We start from the raw sequence: 20,350 nt of genomic DNA, 5'->3' as shown, positions 1-20,350 counted from the left end.
CAGCGCTCGATGCTGTAGCGATATTGGCGCATGTCGGATTCCTAGTTCGAGATAATGCCTTGCAGCTTAATCCAGACCGTCAGATTTGCACAGTTCATTAACAATCACGAGTGGCCAAAGTAGGACAATTGGGAATCCAATCACCAACCCCTACTCCCATCTGGCTCCAGCATCTCCCCCGCCACCTCCAGCGCGATCCCTTCATCCTCGCGTGAGAAACCCAGCAAGCGGCGCTCTTCATATTTGGCGCGGATGGCGCGGCCATTGCGCAAGCGGCCCACGGTCACGGTCTGGCTGAACTGGCTGACCGAACCCACGCGGTCGGCGGTGTTTGTGGCGGGGCGGATTTCCACGCCATCGGGGGCGGCATCGACGCGCCATTTGGCCAGTTTGCGCAGGCCCTTGAACATCTTGCCGCGCGCCTTCTGGCGCAGGCGGCCTTGCAGATCGCGGCGGGGTTTGCGCGGGGCAAAGGGGGCGCCATCCGGATCGACGTTGGCGCCGATGCGCGCAAGGTTCGAGCGGCGCAGCAGGCGGCCCAGCTTGAGCGTGGCCTTGCGGCGCTGGGCCGGTTCCATCCCGGCGAGGATCTGGCCGAACCATTCCTCAAGCCGGGAAAGGTCATTCGCCATCGACCATGCTCCATGGCGGCAGATCCTCGCCATTGACGGTGATGGATGTCAGGATCGGATCGGCATCGAGGCCGCCAAAGGGCAGGTCATCGACAAAAAGCGGGGCCGGTTCGGGCAGATAGCTGGCCTTGGCCCCTTGGGGCGTGATGGCCACCGTCACGTTCTGGCGCAGTTGCAGGCGGATCTGCAGATCGACCTTGCCATTGTCGAGAATATCGACCTCGAAGTCGAAGGCGTCGGCTCCAAGCGCGAACAGATCGGGCTGGTTGGTGCGCAGCCAGATCAGGATGGCAAGGGCAAAGGTGGCGATATCGCTCGCAAATTCCACCAGCAGGACGTTGAGCTGGAATTCAAAGGCAAAAGACAGATCGGCAGTGTCGCGCGACAGCGCTTTGCCGCGATCCACCCACATGATGAGGTTCTTGGGCGCGGCCTTGAGTTCGGGCATGGCCTGCATCAGGGCATCGCGCAGAAGGTCGATCTTGAGCATCGGCTTAATCCCAGAGCTGCACGATATCGAGGGTAGCGACCTGCGCGGCGGTGGCGTTGGGGAGCGTGACGCTGGTTCCGCCGGGCAGGCGTGGCCCCAGCTCGGCAAGGCCGGGGTTCATGTCCAGCACCTGTTCGGTGACAGCCGCCGTCTTGCCGAGGATGCGGTGACAGATTTCATCGACGGTTTCGCCGTCCATGGCGGTGGCGGTTTGGGTCACAGCATTTCCACCCGGTTGCGCGCGACCAGACTGGCCCCGATCGAGAGCAGGTCGGCAATCGCGGCATGGCCTTCGCGCCGGTATTCATCGGCCAGCGCGGCCTTTTCCGAGGCGCGGGCAAGGCCGCTGTCGGAGGAGGCGATATCGCGGTTGCCTGCGGCCAGATCAGCGGCGGCGTAATAACCCACCGCGCGGGTCCAGAGCAGCTCTGCGCGGTTCTTGCCGTTCAGGGTATCGGCAGTCACACCGGCAAGGCTTGCCGCCCCGGCCAGCGCGCGGGAGGTGCGCCATGCGGCCAGTTGGCGCAGGGCCGAGAGCATGCCGCCCTCGATCGCCAGCGTGAGCTGGAGCTGCGTGATCGCGCCGCCGCCGATGTTTAGCCCCTCGCGCACATCGGCCAGTTTCACCGGTGGGAACCAGCCATCGGCCACCACCTGCGCATCGGGATCATCGGGCGGGGCGATGGGGGTGGCGGTGAAGCTGCTCATGGGCGGGGCCTTTCATCAGGGCAGGGCATCAAAACGGGGGGTGGGGATGGTGTGGGCTGGCTGTCACATCTGTGCGCCGTCCGCGCCAACCGCCCCCCGCCGCCGTGGGGCGAACTGTTATGCGGTCTCGTTGCTTGTCCCATCCTCGGGGCCGAGTTTGCGCAGGGACTTCTCGAGGCTGCGGATATCGGATTTGACGCCGATGCTGCTGTCGAGCTGGTGGGCGCGGTTGGCATGGTCGAGCGCTTCGGCAAGATAGGCCGCCTTGCCACCGGCAGGTGCATTGTCGGCGGCAGGATCGAAGGCATCAGCGCGGCGCGTGAAGGACCGGGCCAGCGCCTTGTGCAATTTGGCTTTGGCCGGATCGGGCATGTCATGGCCCTCGATCAGCGCCAGCACACGGCACAGCACGTCATGGGGCACCGCGTCCTGCTGATCGAGGCTTAGCTTGGCGATATCCTCGCCCACAAAGCAGGGGATGGTGCGGTTGTAGCGCTTAGGCGAGGTCAGATTGAAGCGGATGGCATGGGCGGCAAGGCGTAGGGCATAATCCCAATCGCGGTAATCGATGGCCCAGATCAGGTTCCATACAAGGATTTCATCCTGTGCGGCCTGTCCCTGTTCGCCCGCCTGCAGCACGCCCTCGATCCATGGGGCAAAGGCGCGGGCCATCTCGATCTTGAGGGGCCCACGCGCCTCGATGCTGGCAATGTCGGACAGGGATCGCAGATTGTCATGGAGCGCCACGCGGAGAGCCGCGTATTCCTGCCCCAGCGGTGTATCGATGGCGCGTTCAGGCGCGCTGGGCCGGGCCGAGGCATCGGCAAGCGCGGCGCCCGATTGCAGGGCGCGCACGCGCATCTGGTGGCGGCGAAAGGCGGAGACCATGGCGGGACTTTCGGGATGACCGCCCACCGGCGCGCGGGCCAGCGGGCGGGAGTGTCAGCAAGACGGGGGGTGTTACGGACGGGCGCCGAAGGTGATGTTTTCGGCCATGGTCATGTAATCGGTGCTTTCGATCACATAGCCCTCGTTGACGCTGTTATAATCGACCAGCGCGGCCATGTTTTCCGGCTCATCCTTGATGTAGCGGCGGCGCGAACCTTCCTGATAATAGAGCGAGAGGTTCGAGCTGTCGGTCGCATTGGCGCGGCCCAGCGGGGTGATGGCCATCGTGCCTTCGGGGAAGAAGGGCGCAATCGCCGCCGGGCGCCCGCCGATCTGCTTGGTCGACATGATGAGGTCGGAGACCACCTGATCGCTGGTCGAGCGGCCACCATCGATCGTGTCGGAGAGCGGGCGGTTGATCATCGGGAAGTATTTCTCGTCCACCAGATCCTGGCTGACGATCACGACATGATCGGTGCTGGCCCGCGCATAGGAGGGCATGCCCGCGATCAGCTCATAGGCAAGAGCATCGATATTCTTGTAATCGCCCTCGCTGTGGTTGCTGTCGGGGCCGATGTAGATCGGGGCCGCAGCGCCCGTCGCGGTGGTGATGCCGCCGCTGGTGACGGTAGCGCGGCCCATCACATGGTCGGGGCGTTCAAGGCGCAGCTTGTGCAGCCAGCCAATGTTGACATCCTCGCCCAGCGGGTTGTCCTCGGCATCGGTATCATCCGCCGCCTCGACCCCGTTGAAGCCCACCGAGATCCGCGACAGGCCGACCGAGACCGCGACATGGCGGGCATAGCGGGCGGCAAAGTCGGGGAATTTCGACCAGGCATCGATCACTTCCCACGGCAGCATCGTGTCGAACAGCGTCGAATAGAGCTGATATTTGCGGTCCTGCATCTGGCCGACATAACGCGGCTTGCGCGGCAGGGTGCTGCGGCTCTGGCGGCTTGCGATCATGTTGGCGGTGCCAAGGCCGATCACCTGCCCCTGAAGATCGCGCATACCCATCACGTTGACACGCTGGAGGAAGCCGACGCTCTCGCGCTGGAGATCCTCGAGGCGCTGTTCGCTGGTGGGCGAGAGCGCAAAGTTGCGCGCCACATTGCGGGTGCCGTTGGCATTGCCGATGGCGGCAAAGAGCTGATCCAGCGCGCCGCGCCCGCGATCAGAAAGGGTGTAGATTTGCGACATGGTGGGATGATCCTCGGATGAATGTGCGGGGCGAAGGGGCTGTGCGGGGCGGATGGAGGGATGGAGCAGGCCGGTCAGAAGACGTATTTGCTCTCGACGCTGCTGTTGCTGCCGCCATCGGAGATCGGGCGGCGCTGGAAGTGGGGCGCTGGGGTGCCTTCCTGCGTGTCTTCCAGCTTCTTGAGCTTGAGGGCTTGCGCGTCGGCCTCGGCGCGGAATTCGCTGCGCAGGCCATCGACGGCGTTGGCGAAGGTCTGGCCCATTTCCTCAAACATCGGGCGCAGGGCGGTAAAATCCAGCGTGGCCGGCTGCTGGCTTTCGGGCTTGATTTCAGGCTTGTCATCGCCCTTGGGCGCGGGGGCAAAGCTGGCGGTGAACTTGTCGAGCATGCCTTTCATGCTGTCGAGCAGGCCCTTGGCGCTTTCGTTGGTGGCGCCGTCCTCGGCAAATTCGAGCGTGGTGGCGGTCTCGCCCGCCAGATTGATCGAGCCGGGCAAGGTGCGGTTGAATTTCAGACGGTCGGTGGCAATCGCCGCCGGGCTGTCGGTCAGCGCCACGCCGCCCAGATAGGCAAAGCCCTTGCCCCCGAAATTGTCGAGGATCTCGATCGAGGGATAGACCTTCTGGCTGGCGTCATTGAGCGCCTTGGCATTGTCGGTCACGTCCAGCACGCCGAACAGGCCTTTGCGCTTTTCCGTCTTGCCGTTGAAGTCGACCTCGACATCGCCGACCGTGAGTTCCAGCACATCGCCGTAAGCGTTGAACGGGGCCTGCCCGCTGATGCCCCGGATGTGCTCGATATTCACCCGCGCGCCATAGGTCTTGGGGTTATAGCTGGAGGCCATCTGTTCAAGATCGCGTGCATCGATGGTGCGGCCATCGACCGTCGAACCGGCGGTGGCGAGCAGGAAGGGCTTGGTCTTCATAGGGTTACTCCGGGCGGGGCGTCAGGTTGAAAGCTGCGTTTTCAGTCATCCCCAGATGATCGGTCGGGGCGGTCTCGCGCAACGCGCGGGCGCGGTAAGGGGGCGCTTTACCTTGCCAAATCAGGCCCAGACCGCCCCGGCCTCGGCCGCGCGCCGCGCCTTGAACGCATCACCCATGGGCGCGGCGAGCTGGCAGGCATATTGCGACGGGTGAACCCCGCGCCCGCTGACAGCCGCGACCGGGTTGCCGTCGCCGGGCAGAACGCGGATGACGGCCCGGCCTGCGGTGCGGGTGGGATAGGTTCCCGACAGAGTGCCGTCACTCTGCACCGTGACATGGGTGAACGTGCCATCGCCATTGTCGGTGACGGAGGAGACCGTGCGGGTGCGCCCGCCGGTGCTGTTGGTGGCGTCGGGCATGAAGACCGCATCGCCCAGATCAAAGCGGGTGCTGGCGATGAAGGTTGCGCCCGATCCGCTGTCCGCTGCGGCGATCACGCCCTGCTTGCCGCCATTGGCCCATTTGTCGCGGTTGCTTCCCTGATCCCATGCGAAGTAGGGAATGGGATCGAGGAAATATTCAAAGGCGCCGCCGCAGGCATTACTCACCATCGCCTCGCGCAGGGCAAAGCGCACCCCGGTGGAATTGTTGGCATAGGCGGGGGCATATTGCGCGACGGTGAGGACCGATTGCTCCTCTGCCGTCAGATAGCCGGTCTGCGTGCCCGCCTTGGGCATCGGGCCGATGCGGACATGGGGCACACCGGGCCAGAGCGCGCGGATATAGTCATGCTCGGCTTTGATCAGCGCCGAGGCCTTGGCGACATTGTCGGTATAGGGCGAGCCTTCGTCATTGTTCCACCAGTTCATGCAGATCAGCGTGAAAGGCAGCGTGCCATCGGCATTGAGCGCGCGGACCTGTTCGACCAGGCGCAGCCGCATGGCCAAGGCCGAGGGCGCGTAGCTGGTGCCATTGGTGGGATCGAGGTTCTGGCCATAGCTGGAGGACTGCGCCAGATTCATGGCGGGGCGCATGTATTGCCCGGCTTGGCGCCGCGCGATGTAGTCGGGCAGGCCCTTGATGCCATAGGCCGAGATCGCATCATTCATGCCCGCGCCAAACACAAGGCTGTCGCCAAATTCGAGGCAGACATCGCGCCCGTCCAACCCCATGCCCGCAATGCCGACAGGGGCATAGAGAAAGCCCCCGATCGTACCCGACGTGGAACCTGACAGCGTCGAGATCGTCGAGCCGCCGGTGACCGTGGCGGCAAAGGAGCTGCTGGCATGATAGCGGCCCAGCTCCCCGGTGTTGGTGTTTTGCGAGCGGTTGGCGATCAGCCCTTGCCCGGCCACAGACAGGCGCAGGCCCACGCTGATGTCGATCACCGTGTCGGCGGGCAGGACACCGGTGTGGCGCGTGAAAATGCAGGCGTCCGAACTGCTCGCCGCCAGCAGCCCGCCATTGTCGATCGCGCTGGCGGCAAGCGTCGTGCTGCCCCATTTGATCCGCGCCGCTTCGATCCATGCGTCTGCGGGGATCGCCTTCTCGCTGGTCGCGCTGTTGCTCTCGTCCATGTAAAATCTGGCCCAGATCAGCACCGGGTTGAGGATCGGGAAGCTGGGCGTCTGGAGATAGACGGTGTTGGCAAAGTAGAGCGCGCTGCCCGGCGAGGCGCCGCCGGTGAGGGGCGAGGATTTGTTGCAATTCCTAAGCCCCCCGCAATGGGCGAAGTAGTAGCGGTCGGGCCGGGTGAAGCCGGGGCGGCGATGCGCGCGGGCGCCGCCCGCCGAGGCCGGGTTGTGCGCCGCGCGAAAGGTGCCGGAGAGCGCGGGCATCAGGCCACCGTATAGCCGGAATTGACCGCCACAGCGGTCTGGGCCGTGGCGCCATTGACCAATTTGGTGCGGTGATAGCGCCACAGCACCGGCACCTGCAGATAGAGCGGGGTGGCGGCCACCAGGGTCGCGCTGGTCGCGGGATACCACGTGTTGCCGTCGGCGGAGACCTCGATGCTGGCGACGCCTGCCTGATCGGCATAAAAATAGGCCGAGAAATAGGCCAGCCCATGGGCCGCGCCCGGCGCCACGCCGGTATCGCGCGCTGTGCCGGTATAGGTGGCGCTGGCCGCCAGCGCAGCGGTGGTGCCGGTGTAGAAGATCGCCAGTTTCTGATTGGCGGCAATGGCGGCAAGCGAGGCGTTGCCGGTATCCTGTTTGGCAGCGGTGGACGCGCCATTGGGCAGCGGGGCGATGGGGTTGATATCCGCCGCGCTGGGCGAGGCGGCGAGCTTGGCGGGCGGGGAGGCCGTCACGTTGAGCCAGAAATCGGCCACGGTGACGCCGGTGGCCGGATCGGCGGTGACGATGTGGGAAAGGTAATCGCCAATCGCATAGGCGCCCGCGCGCGCGGCGCTGGCCTGATAGCGGGTGCTGTCGACGATCAGGCTGGTGCCGCCAGCGGGCCGGGCGCCTGCGCCGGGGGCAGAGCTGGCCGTGCCATCGACATGGGTCCAGCTGATCGCGGTGCCGCTGTCGAGGCGGATGAAGAAGGCGCCAGTGTCGTCGGTCCAGATCGTTTCGGAGATACCCGAACCGCCGCCGCTCGAGGCAGCGGGCACAAAACGGCAGCCCAGACGCCCGGCGGAATTGGCCGAGGCCGCCAGCGCGATGCGCGCCCAGATGTGGCTGGCCTGTCCGGTCGAGATATCGCAATCGCGCAGCAACTGGCCCGCACGGCGTTGGCTGGGCGCCGCCGCGCCGCCCCAGACCAGTTCGATCCTGCCGCCCGGATATTTGCATTGCAGCTCGATCTGCTGGGCGGAAAGTTCCGGGTGGGCAATGGTGAGATCGACCCAATTGGTCGAGGTGATCTGGATATCGGGAATGAGCGTGGTCGACATGAGTGGCCTGCAGCGTTGCGTAAAAGGTGTGACGCTGTTGGGCGGGAAATGGTGAGGCAGGACAATGGGAAGCCACGGTAAGGGGCCGCTTTACCCGCGCGCGCGGTAGCCAAAGCGGGGTAATCTGTTGGTTTAGCAGGCATGATGCCCGCACAGACTTCCCCCGATGATGCCCCATCGGCCCAGAGCCGACAGGTGACGCGCGCCAAAGCCCGCGAGGCCAAGTCGCTGTTCCATCGCGGCTGGGGGCTGGCGGATATTGCGCGCGAGCTGGGCGAGAACGTCAACACCGTGGCCAGTTGGAAGCGGCGCGGGGATTGGGATGCCGACAGCCCGCTTGAGGTGGTCGAGGATCATCTTGAGGCGAAGCTCGCCACCTACCTGTGCAAGGAGCCTTTCACAGAAGGGGACATGAAGCGCGTCGAGTTCCTGATGCGCCAGATGCAGACCGCCGCGCGCATCCGCAAATACAATGAGAGCGGCAAGGAAGGCGACCTCAACGAGAAGGTCGGGCGCCGCAATGATGACAGGGCCAAGGCCAAGCGGGCGGACAAGCGCAAGAATTTCCTGACCCTTGAACAGTGGGAAGCGCTGCTCACCGACTTCCACGAATGGTGCGATACCTATCAGGAAGGCTGGTGGGAGCAGCGCGATCAGCGCACCCGCAAGATCCTCAAGAGCCGCCAGATCGGCGCCACCGCCTATTTCGCGCGTGAGGCATTGGCCAAGATCGGGCAGGCGGTTCTCGATGGCGAGCAGCCCCGCAACCAGATATTCCTCTCGGCCAGCGAGCGGCAGGCCAAGAAATTCATCCGCGAGATTACCGGATGGGTGAAGCGCGTCACCGGCGTGGACCTGAAGGGCAATCCGTTGATGCTGGATTTCTCTGGCCTGCATCCCGCCGATGATGACGCGGGCAGGGAAGAGATCCGGCTCGACGGCGTGGGCCTCTATCCGCTCTCGACCAACAGCAACACCGCGCAAGGTGAGAGCGGCGACTTCTATTTTGACGAATTCTTCTGGGTCAACAGCTTCGCGCGCCTGCGCAAGGTGGCCGCCGCGATGGCGACGCTCACGATCTACAAGCGCACCTATTTCTCGACGCCCAGCACCAAAACCCATGAGGCCTATGCCTTCTGGAGCGGGGAGGAATGGAACCGGGGGCGCAAGAAGGGCGATCAGCGGCCCTTTGACATCAGCCACAAGAACCTGCGCAAGGGCGCCATCATGCCCGATGGTTCATGGTGCCAGATGGTCACGCTCGACGATGCCATCGCGGGCGGGGCGGGCAGCCGCATCGACAAGGAAGAACTGCGCGCCGAATGCAGCGAGGAGGAGTTCGAGAACCTCTACAATTGCCAGTTTGTCGATGACAGCGAGAGCAGCTTCCCCTTCAGCCGGATCGCGTCAGCGCGGGTCGACAGCTTTTACAGATGGCGCGACTTCGCCCCGGCCAAATTCGACATTCCCGGCGGGCGGCCCTTTGGCGAGAAGCCGGTGTGGCTCGGCTATGACCCCAACAAGCAGGGGCGCGATGATGCGGCCCTTGTGGTGCTGGCGCCGCCCGAGGTTCCGGGCAAGGGCAAGTTCCGCGTGCTGGCCAAGTACCGGCTCAACGGGCGCGATTTTCAGGGGCAGGCCGATTTCATCAAGGATATCGCGGCCCGCTACAACGTCACCGATATCGCCATCGACACCACCGGCGCGGGGCAGGCGGTCTATGAGCTGGTGGTGGGTTGGTTCCCGCGCGCGCGGCGGATTGAATATTCGGTGGCCAGCAAGACGGCGCTGGTGGTCAAAGCCCAGAACGTCTTCAACTCCGGCCGCATCGAGTTTGACGAGAACTGGACCGACCTGATGGCCGCGCTGATGGCGATCCGCCCGGCGCTGACCGGCAGCGGGCGGGGCGTCACCTATATCGCCCGCCGCAATGGCGAGATCGGCCATGCCGACCTTGCCTGGGCGCTCTTGAACGCCCTTTCCAATGAACCGCTCGATGCCGGGGCCGCCAGCGGCGTGACCCAAGGCCGGGTGGCGACGTCCGATGATTGAGGAGCCGATTGATGAGTGATGCGCCCAAGACAGAACTGGCCCTGATCGAGCAGGAGGAGAAGGCCGCGCCCCTGCGCCCGGAGGTGTTCACCTTTGGCGATGCCGAGAGCGTCCTCGATCGGCGCGATCTGTCGGCCTATTTCGAGGTCTGGCACAATGGGCGCTGGTATGAGCCGCCGATGCCGATGGGGCGTCTGGCGCAGGTGTTCAACGTTTCGCCCTATCATCGCAGCGCGGTGGCGCTGCGGGTCAATCTGCTGGTTTCGCAGATGGTGGCCTCACGCTGGCTGGGCGCGGATGATTTTGAGCGGTTTGCGCTGGATTTCGTGCAGATGGGCAATGGCTATCTGGAAAACGTGCCCAACTTCTCGGGGCGGATTGCGGCGGCCAAATACAGCCCGGCAGTGCATACGCGCGCGGGCGTGGCCTCGGACACCTATTGGTTCGTCAATGGCGCGCTGGGGCAGGAGCATCAGTTTGCGCCTGGTCGCGTGTTCCACCTGATGCAGCCCGATGTGGCGCAGGAAATCTATGGTCTGCCCGAGTGGCTCTCGGCGCTGCAATCGGCGCTGCTCTCGGAGAATGCCACGCTGTTTCGGCGCCGCTATTACATCAACGGCAACCATGCGGGCTTCATCCTCTATATCAACGACCCGCTGGCCGATCAGTCGATGGTGGACGATATCACCGACAAGATCCGCAAATCGAAGGGCGCGGGCAATTTCAAGAACATGCTGATCTATTCGCCGGGCGGGAAGAAGGATGGCGTCCAGATCATCCCGATCGGCAATATCACCGCCCATGATGAGTTTACGGCAGTCAAAAGCATCAGCCGTGACGACATGCTGGCCGCGCACAGGATGCCGCCGCCGCTGATAGGGATCATCCCGCAGAACAGCGGTGGCTTTGGCAAGGTGAGCGAGGCGCTCGACACATTTTACCTGACCGAGATCATTCCCATCATCCGCCGGATGCTGCGCATGAATGATTGGTTCGGGGTGCCGATCCTGTCTTACCGTGATTGGACCTGCGCCGATGGGCGGCTGATCCAGCAGGACGGAACAATCGTGCCCGCCGGTGGCACGGGCGGGGCGCGGCGCCCCTGATATTCCGCCCGCCGGGTGGCGGGGGATGGGGCGTTGGCGCGCCCAATCCGACGAGGGATCTTCGTCATGGCCCAATCGGTCCCGCCTTGGGACCATCCCGCCTGCCGACTCGGCGTGGGAACGTATATGGAACAAATGCGATGATGTCGAATCTCGAATGCCCCCTTGCGTCTGTTGCGCCAGTGCGTCCGCTGGCGCCTTATATCGGCGGGAAGCGCAATCTTTCAAAGCGCTTGGTGGAGCGGATTAATGCCACCCCACACAGCGCCTATGCCGAGGTCTTTGTCGGCATGGGCGGGGTGTTTTTCCGGCGCGACCGGCGCCCGAATGCAGAGGTCATCAACGATTGGAGCGAGGACGTTTCGACCTTCTTTCGCGTGGTGCAGCGGCATTATCAGCCCTTCATGGACATGCTGCGCTGGCAGGTGACGAGTCGCGCGGGGTTTGAAAAGCTCTCCGCGATGCCGCCGGAAAGCCTGACCGATCTGGAGCGGTCGGCGCGGTTTTTGTATCTCCAGCGCTGCGCCTTTGGCGGGAAAGTGGCGGTGCGCAGTTTTGGCACATCGCCATCCACCCCCGCGCGATTCGATGTGTCGAAGCTGGGTCCGATGGTCGAGGCGGTGCATGAACGTCTGTCGGGTGTGGTGGTTGAGCGCCTGCCCTGGGCAGAGTTCATCGCCCGCTATGATCGGGCGGGGACGCTGTTCTATCTCGATCCGCCCTATCACGGCTGCGAGGGCGATTATGGCAAGGGCATGTTCGGGCGCGAGGAGTTCGAGCATATGGCGCAGGTGCTAAGTGGGATTTCCGGCAAGTTCGTTCTGTCCTTGAACGACCGGCCCGAAGTGCGGCGGATCTTCGCCGGGTTCCAGATCGAGGAGGTCGGCGTGCGCTACACTATCGGCGGACAGGCCAAGGCGATGGAGGCTAGGGAGGTGATTATTAGCGGATGATGGGATGAGGGGGCATCCGCCAGCCATGCCTAAAGGCGTTTGACTGGCGGTCTGCCGCTAGATCGATAAAGTCTTCCAGCCCCAAAATCCAAGCACGCTGATTCTCCTTATAGGTTTGGTGAAGGGGTGTTGGCACAACCAGTTGCAGCAATCTGGCCTGCATCTCGTTGGTCTGATTTTCGGAGATGGCGGGCTCCAATGTCAGGAGATGTTTGGTCTCGATGCGGTCTGCCTCGGACAAGACTTGGCGCCACCGATCCTTTACCGTTGATTTTGCCCCAAGCATGGTCAGGTCTGCGGCAGGATATGCGAAATTGCGATATTCATCCTGTCCCGGAAAGAGGAAATCCGGCTTGTTGCGGTTCTCGGTTTGGGCTCCGCGTGCGTATCGTATCGAATGGGCTTTGAAGATTGCTTCCAAATGGTTCTCCAGCGCGTGACCCACGCGCGCCTTGCGTCGGTTTTGGACGCTGAGGGAAAAGGCGATGAAGCCATCGACGTCAGCGTGCCCATTGCTGTTAAATCCGTCGTTGATCCGCTTGGCCACGATGCGCCGCTCCAGTTGGCGGAACATTTGCTCTTCACGATCCATCCAGGCCACCAGAGCCTGATCGGGATTGTCATGAGCCGAAACCTCGGGCAGCGAGGCACGCGCTAGGTCAGAAAATACGCGGGTTTTGGGGAAAACAAGGCCAAAGCGTTCAACTAGGCGATCAAGCAGCTCAGCTTCCGGCTCTGGCAGTTCGATGCCCAGCTCGTCGAGGATATAACGCGCAGTGAAGTTGAGTTCGTTGGAATTTCCGCCCTCGATTTCCTTGTAGGTGATGGTAGTGCACAAAAGATCATCGACGCCGAATAGCCAGTGGAGCTGGTTGACAATGGTGCTCTCACCCGGCGCGATGACCGCCAGCAGGTTCCCGGACCTCTCCTGCGCAAGGAACAGGATGTCGCCGATCTGCATTGCCTCGGTGACACTGTTGCCTGAATAATAGAGGTGGTATTCCGGCGCGCGGGGCTTGCCCTTGCGCACATTTGACCAGCTCATGAAGCCCTTTTCCGATACTGCTTCCTCGCCGTCAGCGATTCGGATAAACCGGGAGGGAATTTGCCTGCGATCCTCATCGCCAAACAGTTGACGGAGATACTTCGTGCCCTGAAATTCATGCTGGTTTGATTTTTCGGTGACGGTTTCCACCAGCGTCAGGCGTTTGACGACAATGCCGTCGAAATAGTCGGAAAGCTGCCCGCGTCTCACTCTGCCTGTCCCCGTATTTGGCCAACCTGTTGATTCGAAACCAGCCAATCAGCGCAGGCGGCAAGGATATCGTCAAGGGGGCGGCGCTGCTTTCCTTTCAGTGCGCATTCCCAAACTTCCATAACTCGCCAGCCCTGATCGAGTAGGCCTTGGCGGGTGCGCGCATCGCGCGCAATGTTGCCTTCGATTTTCAGGCGCCAGAATTCCACGCGTGTTCCGGGCCAGCGGAAGAGTGTGCAATCATGGCCATGCCAGAAGCAGCCATGGACGAATATGACCGCCTTCCTGCTGGCAAAGACCAGATCGGGCCGTCCGGGAAGCCCTTTGCCATGCAGGCGATAGCGAAAGCCGCGTGCATGCAGGCCGCGCCGGATGAGAAGTTCAGGCCCGGTATCGACCGACCTGATCCCCGCCATCATCCGGCTGCGGACCTCCTTTGAAACTGTGTCAGGCAACGGCCCTGAGCATCGCTTGCGGACGCTCCATTGGTTTCAGCCCCAGAATGTCCGAAATATAGGGTTCCATATACTGTGCGATGGTTTCGACCACCGGTACCACCACGGCGTTGCCGAACTGGCGATAGGCCTGCGTGTCAGACACAGGGATGTGCCATTCACGCTCGCCATATTCGAATCCCATCAGGCGCGCGCACTCGCGTGGCGTCAGGCGGCGGGGGCGTGCGTCCTTCTGGGCAATCAGGATTTCGGAGCCATCCTTGTGATAGCGGGCCGAGAGGGTACGGGTGACATCGCCCGGGCCGAACATGCTGTAGCCAAAGCCGTTGCCTGCCTTCTCATGCTTGGCGCGATATTCCTGCAGATATTCCCACAGTCGGGGGGTCAGGGTGTATTTGGCATCCACCTCGTTGTGGGACTGCAGGATCGAGTACAGAGTAGGCCAATCCTTGCGGGGCGGGATCAGCGCGTCGAAGCCGGAGAATTTGAAGCCTACATCCTTGCGGAAACCGGCAATGAAAATGCGTTCCCTTTTCTGGGGCACCCAAGGCTCGGAACTGACAATTTTGGTGTCGATCGCATAGCCGAGGTCATCTTCCAGCGTGCGGCGGATAACCTCGAAAGTGCGCCCTTTGTCGTGGCGCTGGAGATGCTTGACGTTTTCCAGCAGAAAGGCTTTCGGCTGGTGATGCCGGATGATCCGCTCGATCTCAAAGAACAGGTTGCCCTGCTTCTCGTCGGCAAAGCCATGGGCGCGGCCCAGCGAGTTCTTTTTGGAAACGCCTGCCAGTGAAAAGGGCTGGCAGGGGAAGCCCGCGAGCAGCACGTCAAACTTTGGGATCAGCGATGGATCGGCTCCATAGGGCCGGATATCGCCCGCCATCACATGGTCGTCACCATCGGCAAAGTTGCGGCGGTATGTCTCGTTTGACCAGCGGTCCCATTCGCTGGTGAACACACAACGCCCGCCGATGGCTTCGAATCCGAGGCGCAGGCCACCAATGCCTGCGAACAGGTCGACAAAGCTGAACCGGGCAGGGGGGCGGTCGGCGATACGCCTTGCCGCGATGTCACGAACCCGTTCCCGAACCAGCTTTGGCGCGTCGATCAGGCCAGCCTGATATCGTCGGATCTGTCGTTCCGATATGCCCAGCTCAGCTTCTGCGTCCTCAAGCGACAATCCCGATCGCGCGAACAGGGCTGCGAAACTGTCTTCGTTCACTTTGTCACTCCTTGACCGTGCGTGTCGCTGGGTCATTTTGTGACGTAATGGCAGCTCGATTCCCGCAGTGCAATGCTATTTGTTCTATATATGTTCTTTTTAACCGAGTTATGCACAATGGCCTTGGGGGTCGGGGTTGGCCGGACCTGCCCGCGCCGCCGCGCCGCGCTGCCCCCTGCCGAAACGCCCTCGCCCCCACGCCTCGCTTTCGCCTTTTTCATCGGAAAATGTGCATAATGGGCGGCGGCTATACGGTCGGAAAGGCCCAAAAACCGCACATTTCGATGTGATGGCCGGGGTGAGGCGTCCGTGCGTTTCTGTGCGCAAAACCTCTCCCCGCTGGTGACGTCCGCCAGCCTGGCGCAAACTTTGCCCGCTTCCCCTCTGGGAAGCCCAGGAGCGGCTATGCCGCTCCGTTCAACGGTGCCGTAAGCACCGCCGCATAACGCGAATTTGACCTGTCCGCGCGCGCTTTATCGTCCAATCACGCATGATGCAGCCCTAAGCTGCATCATTCCTTTTCCCCTTTAGATTCTGGGGTGGGGTACTCCCTAGTGGCTGAACTCGCAGTCTGGCCTTCGAAATGAACCCCGAGGCGGTCGAGTTCCTTTGCCAGTTTGGGGGCGTTGGGCAGCAGCAGGCTCCCCAAGCGCGAGGTAGGGGAGGCCAGAGCCTCGGCGCGATCCTGCGCCTCGCGGGTCTTGGCCTCGCGGATTTCCTGCGCGCGCTTGCGACCGCCGATCAGTTGCTGGAAACGCTGGCGCACCTTCTCTTTCAGCGCGACGGCGAAGGCATAGGCATTGCTGATCTGCTCGCGCTGAGGGCCTTCGGTAGGGCCGCGTCCGGTCTTGCGGGTGCGGCGCACCTTTTGCAGGAATCCGTGGGACTGCAAATTGGTGATGGCGCTGACGACCGTGGCGCGGGCCAGCTTGGCCTTGGCGCAGATCGTGTCGAGCGCAGGTTCGCATCGGCCCGAGGCAAAATCGACCAGCGAGAGCAGGACTTCCAGCACCCAAAGGCCATTGCTGCCCAGCGGGCCTTCGCGTTCGCCCTTGCGCTTGTGCAGCGTGTTATATTCGCGCGCCACCTGGATCAGCTTGTCGCGCCAGCGCAGGGCCTCCGCCGTGCGCCCGCCGCAGATTGGGCGGAAGATCTGCGCGCGGCGGTCGTTTTCGTCATAGCTCTCGCGGCGGACGCGATCACCGATCCGCCCGCCTTTTTCCAGCGCCTTGACCTGCCAGCCGACCAGATCGCCAATGGCATAGCCGCTCATGCGCGGCCTCCCTTGGCAAAGAACTTCGATGTCTGAATTTTGTTGTCTGCGCGGAACATAGCGCCACCCTGATTTCGGGATTTCTTTGGGTGCGTGGCGCCACTCTAAAAATGGGCATATCATCACGCGCGGCTTGCCGAATCATGCGCCTCAGGGTGGGGCGCGTGATGGCTGGCAAACCGCAGATCCGGGCCTTGCTGGCCGGATCAAACTTCAATTCGGTAAACCTTACTGTTAAGGTCGCAGCGTTCCTCCGCTACCATATAACAGGTACTTAGGTGCGTAATAGAAGGGCGGTTTACACCTCGGTGTAAACCGCCCTTCTGCGTTTCCGCAGCCACGCCCAACCTTTTCGCGCTGGCGCCTGTTCTCGTTAAGGGTAGGTCTGAAGCAGCTTCCCGCGATCCTGATGTTTCAACGCGGCATATTTTAATAGTGATCTTCTGTAGTTGAATGATCCTGCATCACATCGATTAAAATCCCATGCTTTCTATCTAAAATCGTGCGAGCATATTTGCTGTATTGCGCTGGACAGGGCAATTGATGTGGTGGAATATGGTCTCGATAAAGAGACTGCCCGATCAGTTTACATGAATACCGCATTCGAAAAATAGTTCGCAGCAATTGGGGGTGTTATGAGGATCATTGCCCGCGCGCTACTCATGGTTAGCCTACTGGTTGCTCAGCCTCAACCTCTGATGGCGGCGCCGCTGGTTCTCAAGGCGGGGAGGCTGCTCGATGACGCCGGAGAAGCCGCCAATGCAGCGGCCAAGGCCGCCAAGGCGACCCGTATCGCGCGCAAGGCCGCCGCGCTTGATCGTTTGTCCGCCCTGTCCTCAATCGGCCGTAAGGGTGCCTCTGCCTATCTGACATTTGGCGATGATGGCGCGGTTCTGGTCGATGCTCTGGGCAAGGAATTCAGGCTGGGCGGCCAGTTCGACGATCTGGGCAAATTCCGCTTCAACAATTCGGCATCAGATACGCTTCACCAGCTCGACCTGTTGCTCGATACGGATGATCTGGCGAAAATCGATCTCGACAATCTGATGGGCAATGTCCGTTCGCTTGCCTTGCAGCGGGGCGAGAAAATGCATCGGATCAAGCAGTTCCGCGTCGGGGAAACGCCGGTGATCGGCTTTGAGGAATCGCCCGGCCTCTTTCTCGATATCGGCGCCAAGGGTCTGGACGACATCCGCTGGATAGTCGATCGGCCATTCTTTCGGCACGATATTCAGGTCATATCGCTGTTCGATCCCCTTGATGTCGATATGCGCCATTCTCTCGGCGCGGCTCTTGGCGAGCTGCACAAAGGCTTTTCGGGCAGTCTGGATGAACTGCTGGCTATGATTTCCGGCCGAAGCGACAAGACGGTGGTCATCGTCGGCCATGTGGAGAACGGTGCTTTCGTGATGCGCGACCCGCTTGGCCGTGAGACCGGGCGATTTGTTATAGCCGATATTGAGCGGGCGAGCCGGGAAGCGGACGGGACTGTCCTGTTTTTGGGCTGTGAGGCGGCCATCGCGCGGGCGGTGACCGGCTTTACCGGCTGTGTTCGGGGGGATCGGGTTGCCGCCTCGCTGGCGCAGGCGGTCGGGCAGGATACGATGGGCGGCTTTCTGGGTGCCATTGCCCGCGACTCAGGCGAAATGCTCATCCGGCCCGACTTTTCCGTGGCCGAGCGGGCCCGGTTTGAAGCCTTGCAGGTGCGGCCGAGCGGCGGCGCCGCGACTTCGCCGCTGTTCAGTTCAGTTGGAGGTGGAACGCTTTCATCCGCCCGCGCGGCGGATCTGTCATGGCGGCTCATTCCGGCGCTGCCTTGGTATTGGCCGGTGCTTTATCTGGGCGGTGCGGTTCTACTGATGCTGGAGCCCAGAAAGAGCTGGGCCAGGTGGAAGGATCGATGGTGGGATGCGCCCGACCGCGCAATCGCCCCTGTCGGCCATCTGATCGGGGTAATCGGACGGGCGCTTTCCTTCTTCGTGCTGGGGCCTGCGCTGATTGCCTATCGCACGGTCATCCACGTTGCCCCGTGGGGCCTGCTGCTCTGGATGCTGTTCGTGGCGCCCTTGCCAATCCTGAGTGTGCCGTTCCTGTGGGTTTGCCTCATGGCCAACGGCGCGGATAAAAGTGACGGTGGCGAAACGCAGGTCAAGGAGGCTAATGGCCACGCGACGGGGCTGGTGACGCTGTTGGTGGCTGGCGGCTTTCTCTGGCTCTGGTCGGTGCTGTTTGGCCTGCCGGAGCCTTATCATTTCTTCACCGACCGCAATACGACGGCTTTTACGCTTGTTTCGCTGGTTGGTTGTGGGAGTGTCACCTTTGCCATCGCGCGGACCTTGCGCAAACGCGGCATCGATCCGGCCGTGGTGAAGGAGAGCATTCTCGATCTGCCGATGACGGCATTGCGCGGCGGCTTGGCCGGGTTCAGCAAGGGGGAGGGCAAGTATGGGGCAGAGCGCGCGCGATAATCTGGCGGCGCAGGCCGTCGTCGATCTGATCGAGCGGCATGATCCTTCCTTTTTGGCGAGCAGGCGCGAGGCGTTTCCGGTTTTTCGGGATTTGCTGACCGCCGGCAAAAAGCTTGGCGGCGATGCGGTTGCTGCTGATGGCGATGTGAACACGGTTTTGCGCGATCTGGTGGTGCGTGCGATCCCCATCGCCCGCGCGGATGGCGAGCGCTGCCTCGACAGGCTCAGAGACAGATTGCGCTCGATTGCCCGCTTTCGTTATGCCAGCGGCGCGTTGACTTCGGCCACTTCGCTTGGCCTGCTGGGGATGGTGCTGGGCGATACCAGCTCGTGGGCGAAGATCGCGGCGGCAGGGCTTACCTTCGTGGGCTCGTTGATGACTCTGGCGGCGCAATATCGCGAAGAATATGTCGGCGGCAGTGAAGCCTTGCCCGCTTTGCGCACTGACCTGATCGGCTGCATCGTCGAACTGGCCGAAATCGAGGGGGAATTGCGGCTCATCACCCTTACCGGGGCCGATCAGAATTTGCAGGATCTGATCAAAAGGCTCAATCTGGTCGTGACGAAGATCCGCAAAGTGGAACTTTCCGCGCGGTAGGAAGGCTTTGCCGCCCGGTGCGGGGCGGCTTCATGCCCGCCGCCCCGCATCATTTCCGTCTGCGACCATTATTCCGCAGCAGGCAGGGCGCCCATCGGCAGCCGTTCCTGCGCCCTTTTGGCCAATTTGCGGCCAAACAGGATCATCGGCCTTTCAATGGTCAGATGAAGCCCCCACGCCAGACCGATCGCGGCGGCATAGGTGGCGATAAACAGCGGCCATCCGGTGATCGGCAGATGCCATTTGCCAAGAGCCATAACCACCGCATGTTTGGCCAGATTATGGATCAGATAGATCGCATAGGTCAGCCTGCCGAGCCATGCCAGCACGCATGTGGCGAAGAATTTCGCCAGCCATTGGTGAGGGGCCAGCCAGATGCTGGCGATCATCGGCGTGGCCAGCGCGGCCATGGCGATGTTCCAGATCGTCCAGCGCGCCACCAGCACCGATCCCAGATAGGGCAGGACCATCAGGGCCAGCGCGATGGCTCCCACCGGTCGCCGTTCCAGCCATGCGCCCAGTGCCGGTCGGCGCTCGACCAGCACAGCCATTGCCGTGCCCAGACCAAGGCCGATATAGCCGCGCATCAGAAACTCCATCTGGCCCACGTCAGATGACAGCATCAGCAGCAGCGTGATGCAGACGATGGCCGCAATGGCCGCGCGTATCGGCCGCGCGCCCAGCATCAGCATGATGGCGGGCCAGATCAGGTAGAATTTTTCCTCAATGCCCAGCGTCCATGCCTGACCGAAGAAGTTGCCGGTGGTGCTGGGGCGATATTCGCTGCTGAATGTCGCGATATAGGGCAGGGCCGGCACCATCTCGGCCAGTTTTACCGGGTCGCGCGTGGCAAGGGTCGACACAATGTAGAGGCCCAGCGTTATATAATAGAGCGGCATGATCCTGAAGATTCGGCGGATATAGAAATTGGACAGAGAAATCGTCCCGCTGTTTCTTTGCTCGACGATCAGAAAGTGGGTGATGAGCCAACCGCTCAAGGCAAAGAATACGTCAACACCGACCGATCCGTTGATAAATGTAGGCAGACCTTCAACGTGATTGGCTATTGTAAATATAATACAGAACGCGCGCACACCATCGAGTTGAGGCCGATATTTTACCTGCTCCATAGTGTCTCCAAAAAATGATGGGGAAGGACATAGGGATGCCGAAAGCGTGTCGCGCGCTATCGAGAAATTGGCAATCAACTAAAATATTAAC

The 20,350-nt window shown here is 62.1% G+C and carries 19 protein-coding genes; 5 read left to right on the top strand and 14 right to left on the bottom strand.

Translation table 11 applies throughout. The annotated features are described in order from the left end of the window. Positions 1 to 140: 140 nt before the first annotated feature. The 9 genes from GGR38_RS01545 to GGR38_RS01505 form a co-directional block, all read right to left on the bottom strand. Complete coding sequence (locus tag GGR38_RS01545; protein ID WP_183621969.1) at positions 141 to 632, bottom strand: phage virion morphogenesis protein; 492 nt, start codon at positions 630 to 632, stop codon at positions 141 to 143. Further along, positions 622 to 1,122, bottom strand: a complete 501-nt coding sequence (locus GGR38_RS01540) for a phage tail protein (protein WP_183621967.1) — start codon at positions 1,120 to 1,122, stop codon at positions 622 to 624. The genes GGR38_RS01545 and GGR38_RS01540 overlap by 11 nt, the downstream gene beginning before the upstream one ends. Before the next feature lie 4 nt (positions 1,123 to 1,126). Then, complete coding sequence (locus GGR38_RS01535; protein ID WP_343058953.1) at positions 1,127 to 1,342, bottom strand: tail protein X; 216 nt, start codon at positions 1,340 to 1,342, stop codon at positions 1,127 to 1,129. Next, a complete protein-coding gene (locus GGR38_RS01530; protein WP_183621965.1) occupies positions 1,339 to 1,830 on the bottom strand; it encodes a head completion/stabilization protein in 492 nt (163 codons plus the stop codon). The genes GGR38_RS01535 and GGR38_RS01530 overlap by 4 nt, the downstream gene beginning before the upstream one ends. A 117-nt stretch (positions 1,831 to 1,947) precedes the next feature. Further along, the gene (gene gpM / locus GGR38_RS01525) at positions 1,948 to 2,718 is read right to left on the bottom strand and encodes a phage terminase small subunit (RefSeq protein ID WP_183621963.1); all 771 of its coding nucleotides are present in this window, start codon (positions 2,716 to 2,718) and stop codon (positions 1,948 to 1,950) included. 72 nt (positions 2,719 to 2,790) lie between these two features. Further along, positions 2,791 to 3,918 (bottom strand): P2 family phage major capsid protein, encoded by a 1,128-nt coding sequence (locus GGR38_RS01520; protein WP_183621961.1) that lies wholly within the window; start codon positions 3,916 to 3,918, stop codon positions 2,791 to 2,793. A gap of 74 nt (positions 3,919 to 3,992) precedes the next feature. Next, entirely contained in the window at positions 3,993 to 4,844 is an 852-nt protein-coding gene (locus GGR38_RS01515; protein ID WP_183621959.1) for a GPO family capsid scaffolding protein, read from the bottom strand. A 120-nt stretch (positions 4,845 to 4,964) separates the two neighbouring features. Further along, entirely contained in the window at positions 4,965 to 6,683 is a 1,719-nt protein-coding gene (locus tag GGR38_RS01510) for a hypothetical protein (RefSeq protein WP_183621957.1), read from the bottom strand. Continuing rightward, positions 6,683 to 7,747, bottom strand: a complete 1,065-nt coding sequence (locus GGR38_RS01505; RefSeq protein ID WP_183621955.1) for a hypothetical protein — start codon at positions 7,745 to 7,747, stop codon at positions 6,683 to 6,685. The genes GGR38_RS01510 and GGR38_RS01505 overlap by 1 nt, the downstream gene beginning before the upstream one ends. Before the next feature lie 144 nt (positions 7,748 to 7,891). Between GGR38_RS01505 and GGR38_RS01500 the strand changes: the two genes are divergently transcribed. From GGR38_RS01500 to GGR38_RS01490, 3 genes are all read left to right on the top strand, one after another. Continuing rightward, positions 7,892 to 9,799, top strand: a complete 1,908-nt coding sequence (locus tag GGR38_RS01500) for a terminase large subunit domain-containing protein (RefSeq protein WP_183621953.1) — start codon at positions 7,892 to 7,894, stop codon at positions 9,797 to 9,799. An 11-nt stretch (positions 9,800 to 9,810) separates the two neighbouring features. Then, positions 9,811 to 10,905, top strand: coding sequence for a phage portal protein (locus GGR38_RS01495; protein ID WP_221226951.1), 1,095 nt, complete (start codon positions 9,811 to 9,813; stop codon positions 10,903 to 10,905). A gap of 140 nt (positions 10,906 to 11,045) precedes the next feature. After that, complete coding sequence (locus tag GGR38_RS01490; protein ID WP_183621951.1) at positions 11,046 to 11,858, top strand: DNA adenine methylase; 813 nt, start codon at positions 11,046 to 11,048, stop codon at positions 11,856 to 11,858. Here GGR38_RS01490 and GGR38_RS24520 read toward each other — a convergent pair. From GGR38_RS24520 to GGR38_RS01470, 4 genes are all read right to left on the bottom strand, one after another. Then, positions 11,848 to 13,113 carry a type II restriction endonuclease gene (locus GGR38_RS24520; protein WP_183621949.1) on the bottom strand — a complete coding sequence of 422 codons (1,266 nt, stop codon included), beginning with the start codon at positions 13,111 to 13,113 and terminating at the stop codon, positions 11,848 to 11,850. The two genes, GGR38_RS01490 and GGR38_RS24520, sit on opposite strands and share 11 nt — an antisense overlap. Next, positions 13,110 to 13,529 carry a very short patch repair endonuclease gene (locus tag GGR38_RS01480; protein ID WP_343058962.1) on the bottom strand — a complete coding sequence of 140 codons (420 nt, stop codon included), beginning with the start codon at positions 13,527 to 13,529 and terminating at the stop codon, positions 13,110 to 13,112. Before GGR38_RS01480 ends, GGR38_RS24520 begins: the two co-directional genes overlap by 4 nt. Positions 13,530 to 13,560: 31 nt before the next feature. Beyond that, entirely contained in the window at positions 13,561 to 14,790 is a 1,230-nt protein-coding gene (gene dcm, locus GGR38_RS01475; protein WP_343058951.1) for a DNA (cytosine-5-)-methyltransferase, read from the bottom strand. Between the two features lie 511 nt (positions 14,791 to 15,301). Continuing rightward, positions 15,302 to 16,063 (bottom strand): helix-turn-helix domain-containing protein, encoded by a 762-nt coding sequence (locus GGR38_RS01470; RefSeq protein ID WP_183621943.1) that lies wholly within the window; start codon positions 16,061 to 16,063, stop codon positions 15,302 to 15,304. A gap of 698 nt (positions 16,064 to 16,761) precedes the next feature. Between GGR38_RS01470 and GGR38_RS01465 the strand changes: the two genes are divergently transcribed. Together GGR38_RS01465 and GGR38_RS01460 are read left to right on the top strand one after the other, a co-directional pair. Further along, complete coding sequence (locus GGR38_RS01465; RefSeq protein WP_183621941.1) at positions 16,762 to 18,531, top strand: hypothetical protein; 1,770 nt, start codon at positions 16,762 to 16,764, stop codon at positions 18,529 to 18,531. Then, entirely contained in the window at positions 18,509 to 19,129 is a 621-nt protein-coding gene (locus GGR38_RS01460; protein WP_183621939.1) for a hypothetical protein, read from the top strand. The genes GGR38_RS01465 and GGR38_RS01460 overlap by 23 nt, the downstream gene beginning before the upstream one ends. A gap of 68 nt (positions 19,130 to 19,197) precedes the next feature. On the opposite strand, the gene GGR38_RS01455 is transcribed toward GGR38_RS01460, so the two are convergent. Continuing rightward, positions 19,198 to 20,259 carry an acyltransferase family protein gene (locus GGR38_RS01455; protein WP_183621937.1) on the bottom strand — a complete coding sequence of 354 codons (1,062 nt, stop codon included), beginning with the start codon at positions 20,257 to 20,259 and terminating at the stop codon, positions 19,198 to 19,200. Positions 20,260 to 20,350 lie beyond the last annotated feature (91 nt).

This window comes from Novosphingobium sediminicola, from assembly GCF_014196525.1.
Taxonomy (GTDB): domain Bacteria; phylum Pseudomonadota; class Alphaproteobacteria; order Sphingomonadales; family Sphingomonadaceae; genus Novosphingobium; species Novosphingobium sediminicola.
Note: the sequence above shows the minus strand (reverse complement) of the source record. Positions and strands in the feature narration are given on the sequence as shown.

Excerpts from the sequence above, each read along its gene's own strand:
- GGR38_RS01545 (WP_183621969.1), bottom strand. The coding sequence starts at position 632 with ATGGCGAATGACCTTTCCCGGCTTGAGGAATGGTTCGGCCAGATCCTC.
- GGR38_RS01540 (WP_183621967.1), bottom strand. The coding sequence starts at position 1,122 with ATGCTCAAGATCGACCTTCTGCGCGATGCCCTGATGCAGGCCATGCCC.
- GGR38_RS01530 (WP_183621965.1), bottom strand. The coding sequence starts at position 1,830 with ATGAGCAGCTTCACCGCCACCCCCATCGCCCCGCCCGATGATCCCGAT.
- gpM (WP_183621963.1), bottom strand. The coding sequence starts at position 2,718 with ATGGTCTCCGCCTTTCGCCGCCACCAGATGCGCGTGCGCGCCCTGCAA.
- GGR38_RS01520 (WP_183621961.1), bottom strand. The coding sequence starts at position 3,918 with ATGTCGCAAATCTACACCCTTTCTGATCGCGGGCGCGGCGCGCTGGAT.
- GGR38_RS01515 (WP_183621959.1), bottom strand. The coding sequence starts at position 4,844 with ATGAAGACCAAGCCCTTCCTGCTCGCCACCGCCGGTTCGACGGTCGAT.
- GGR38_RS01510 (WP_183621957.1), bottom strand. The coding sequence starts at position 6,683 with ATGCCCGCGCTCTCCGGCACCTTTCGCGCGGCGCACAACCCGGCCTCG.
- GGR38_RS01505 (WP_183621955.1), bottom strand. The coding sequence starts at position 7,747 with ATGTCGACCACGCTCATTCCCGATATCCAGATCACCTCGACCAATTGG.
- GGR38_RS01500 (WP_183621953.1), top strand. The coding sequence starts at position 7,892 with ATGCCCGCACAGACTTCCCCCGATGATGCCCCATCGGCCCAGAGCCGA.
- GGR38_RS01495 (WP_221226951.1), top strand. The coding sequence starts at position 9,811 with ATGAGTGATGCGCCCAAGACAGAACTGGCCCTGATCGAGCAGGAGGAG.
- GGR38_RS01490 (WP_183621951.1), top strand. The coding sequence starts at position 11,046 with ATGATGTCGAATCTCGAATGCCCCCTTGCGTCTGTTGCGCCAGTGCGT.
- GGR38_RS01480 (WP_343058962.1), bottom strand. The coding sequence starts at position 13,529 with ATGGCGGGGATCAGGTCGGTCGATACCGGGCCTGAACTTCTCATCCGG.
- GGR38_RS01470 (WP_183621943.1), bottom strand. The coding sequence starts at position 16,063 with ATGAGCGGCTATGCCATTGGCGATCTGGTCGGCTGGCAGGTCAAGGCG.
- GGR38_RS01465 (WP_183621941.1), top strand. The coding sequence starts at position 16,762 with ATGGCGGCGCCGCTGGTTCTCAAGGCGGGGAGGCTGCTCGATGACGCC.
- GGR38_RS01460 (WP_183621939.1), top strand. The coding sequence starts at position 18,509 with ATGGGGCAGAGCGCGCGCGATAATCTGGCGGCGCAGGCCGTCGTCGAT.
- GGR38_RS01455 (WP_183621937.1), bottom strand. The coding sequence starts at position 20,259 with ATGGAGCAGGTAAAATATCGGCCTCAACTCGATGGTGTGCGCGCGTTC.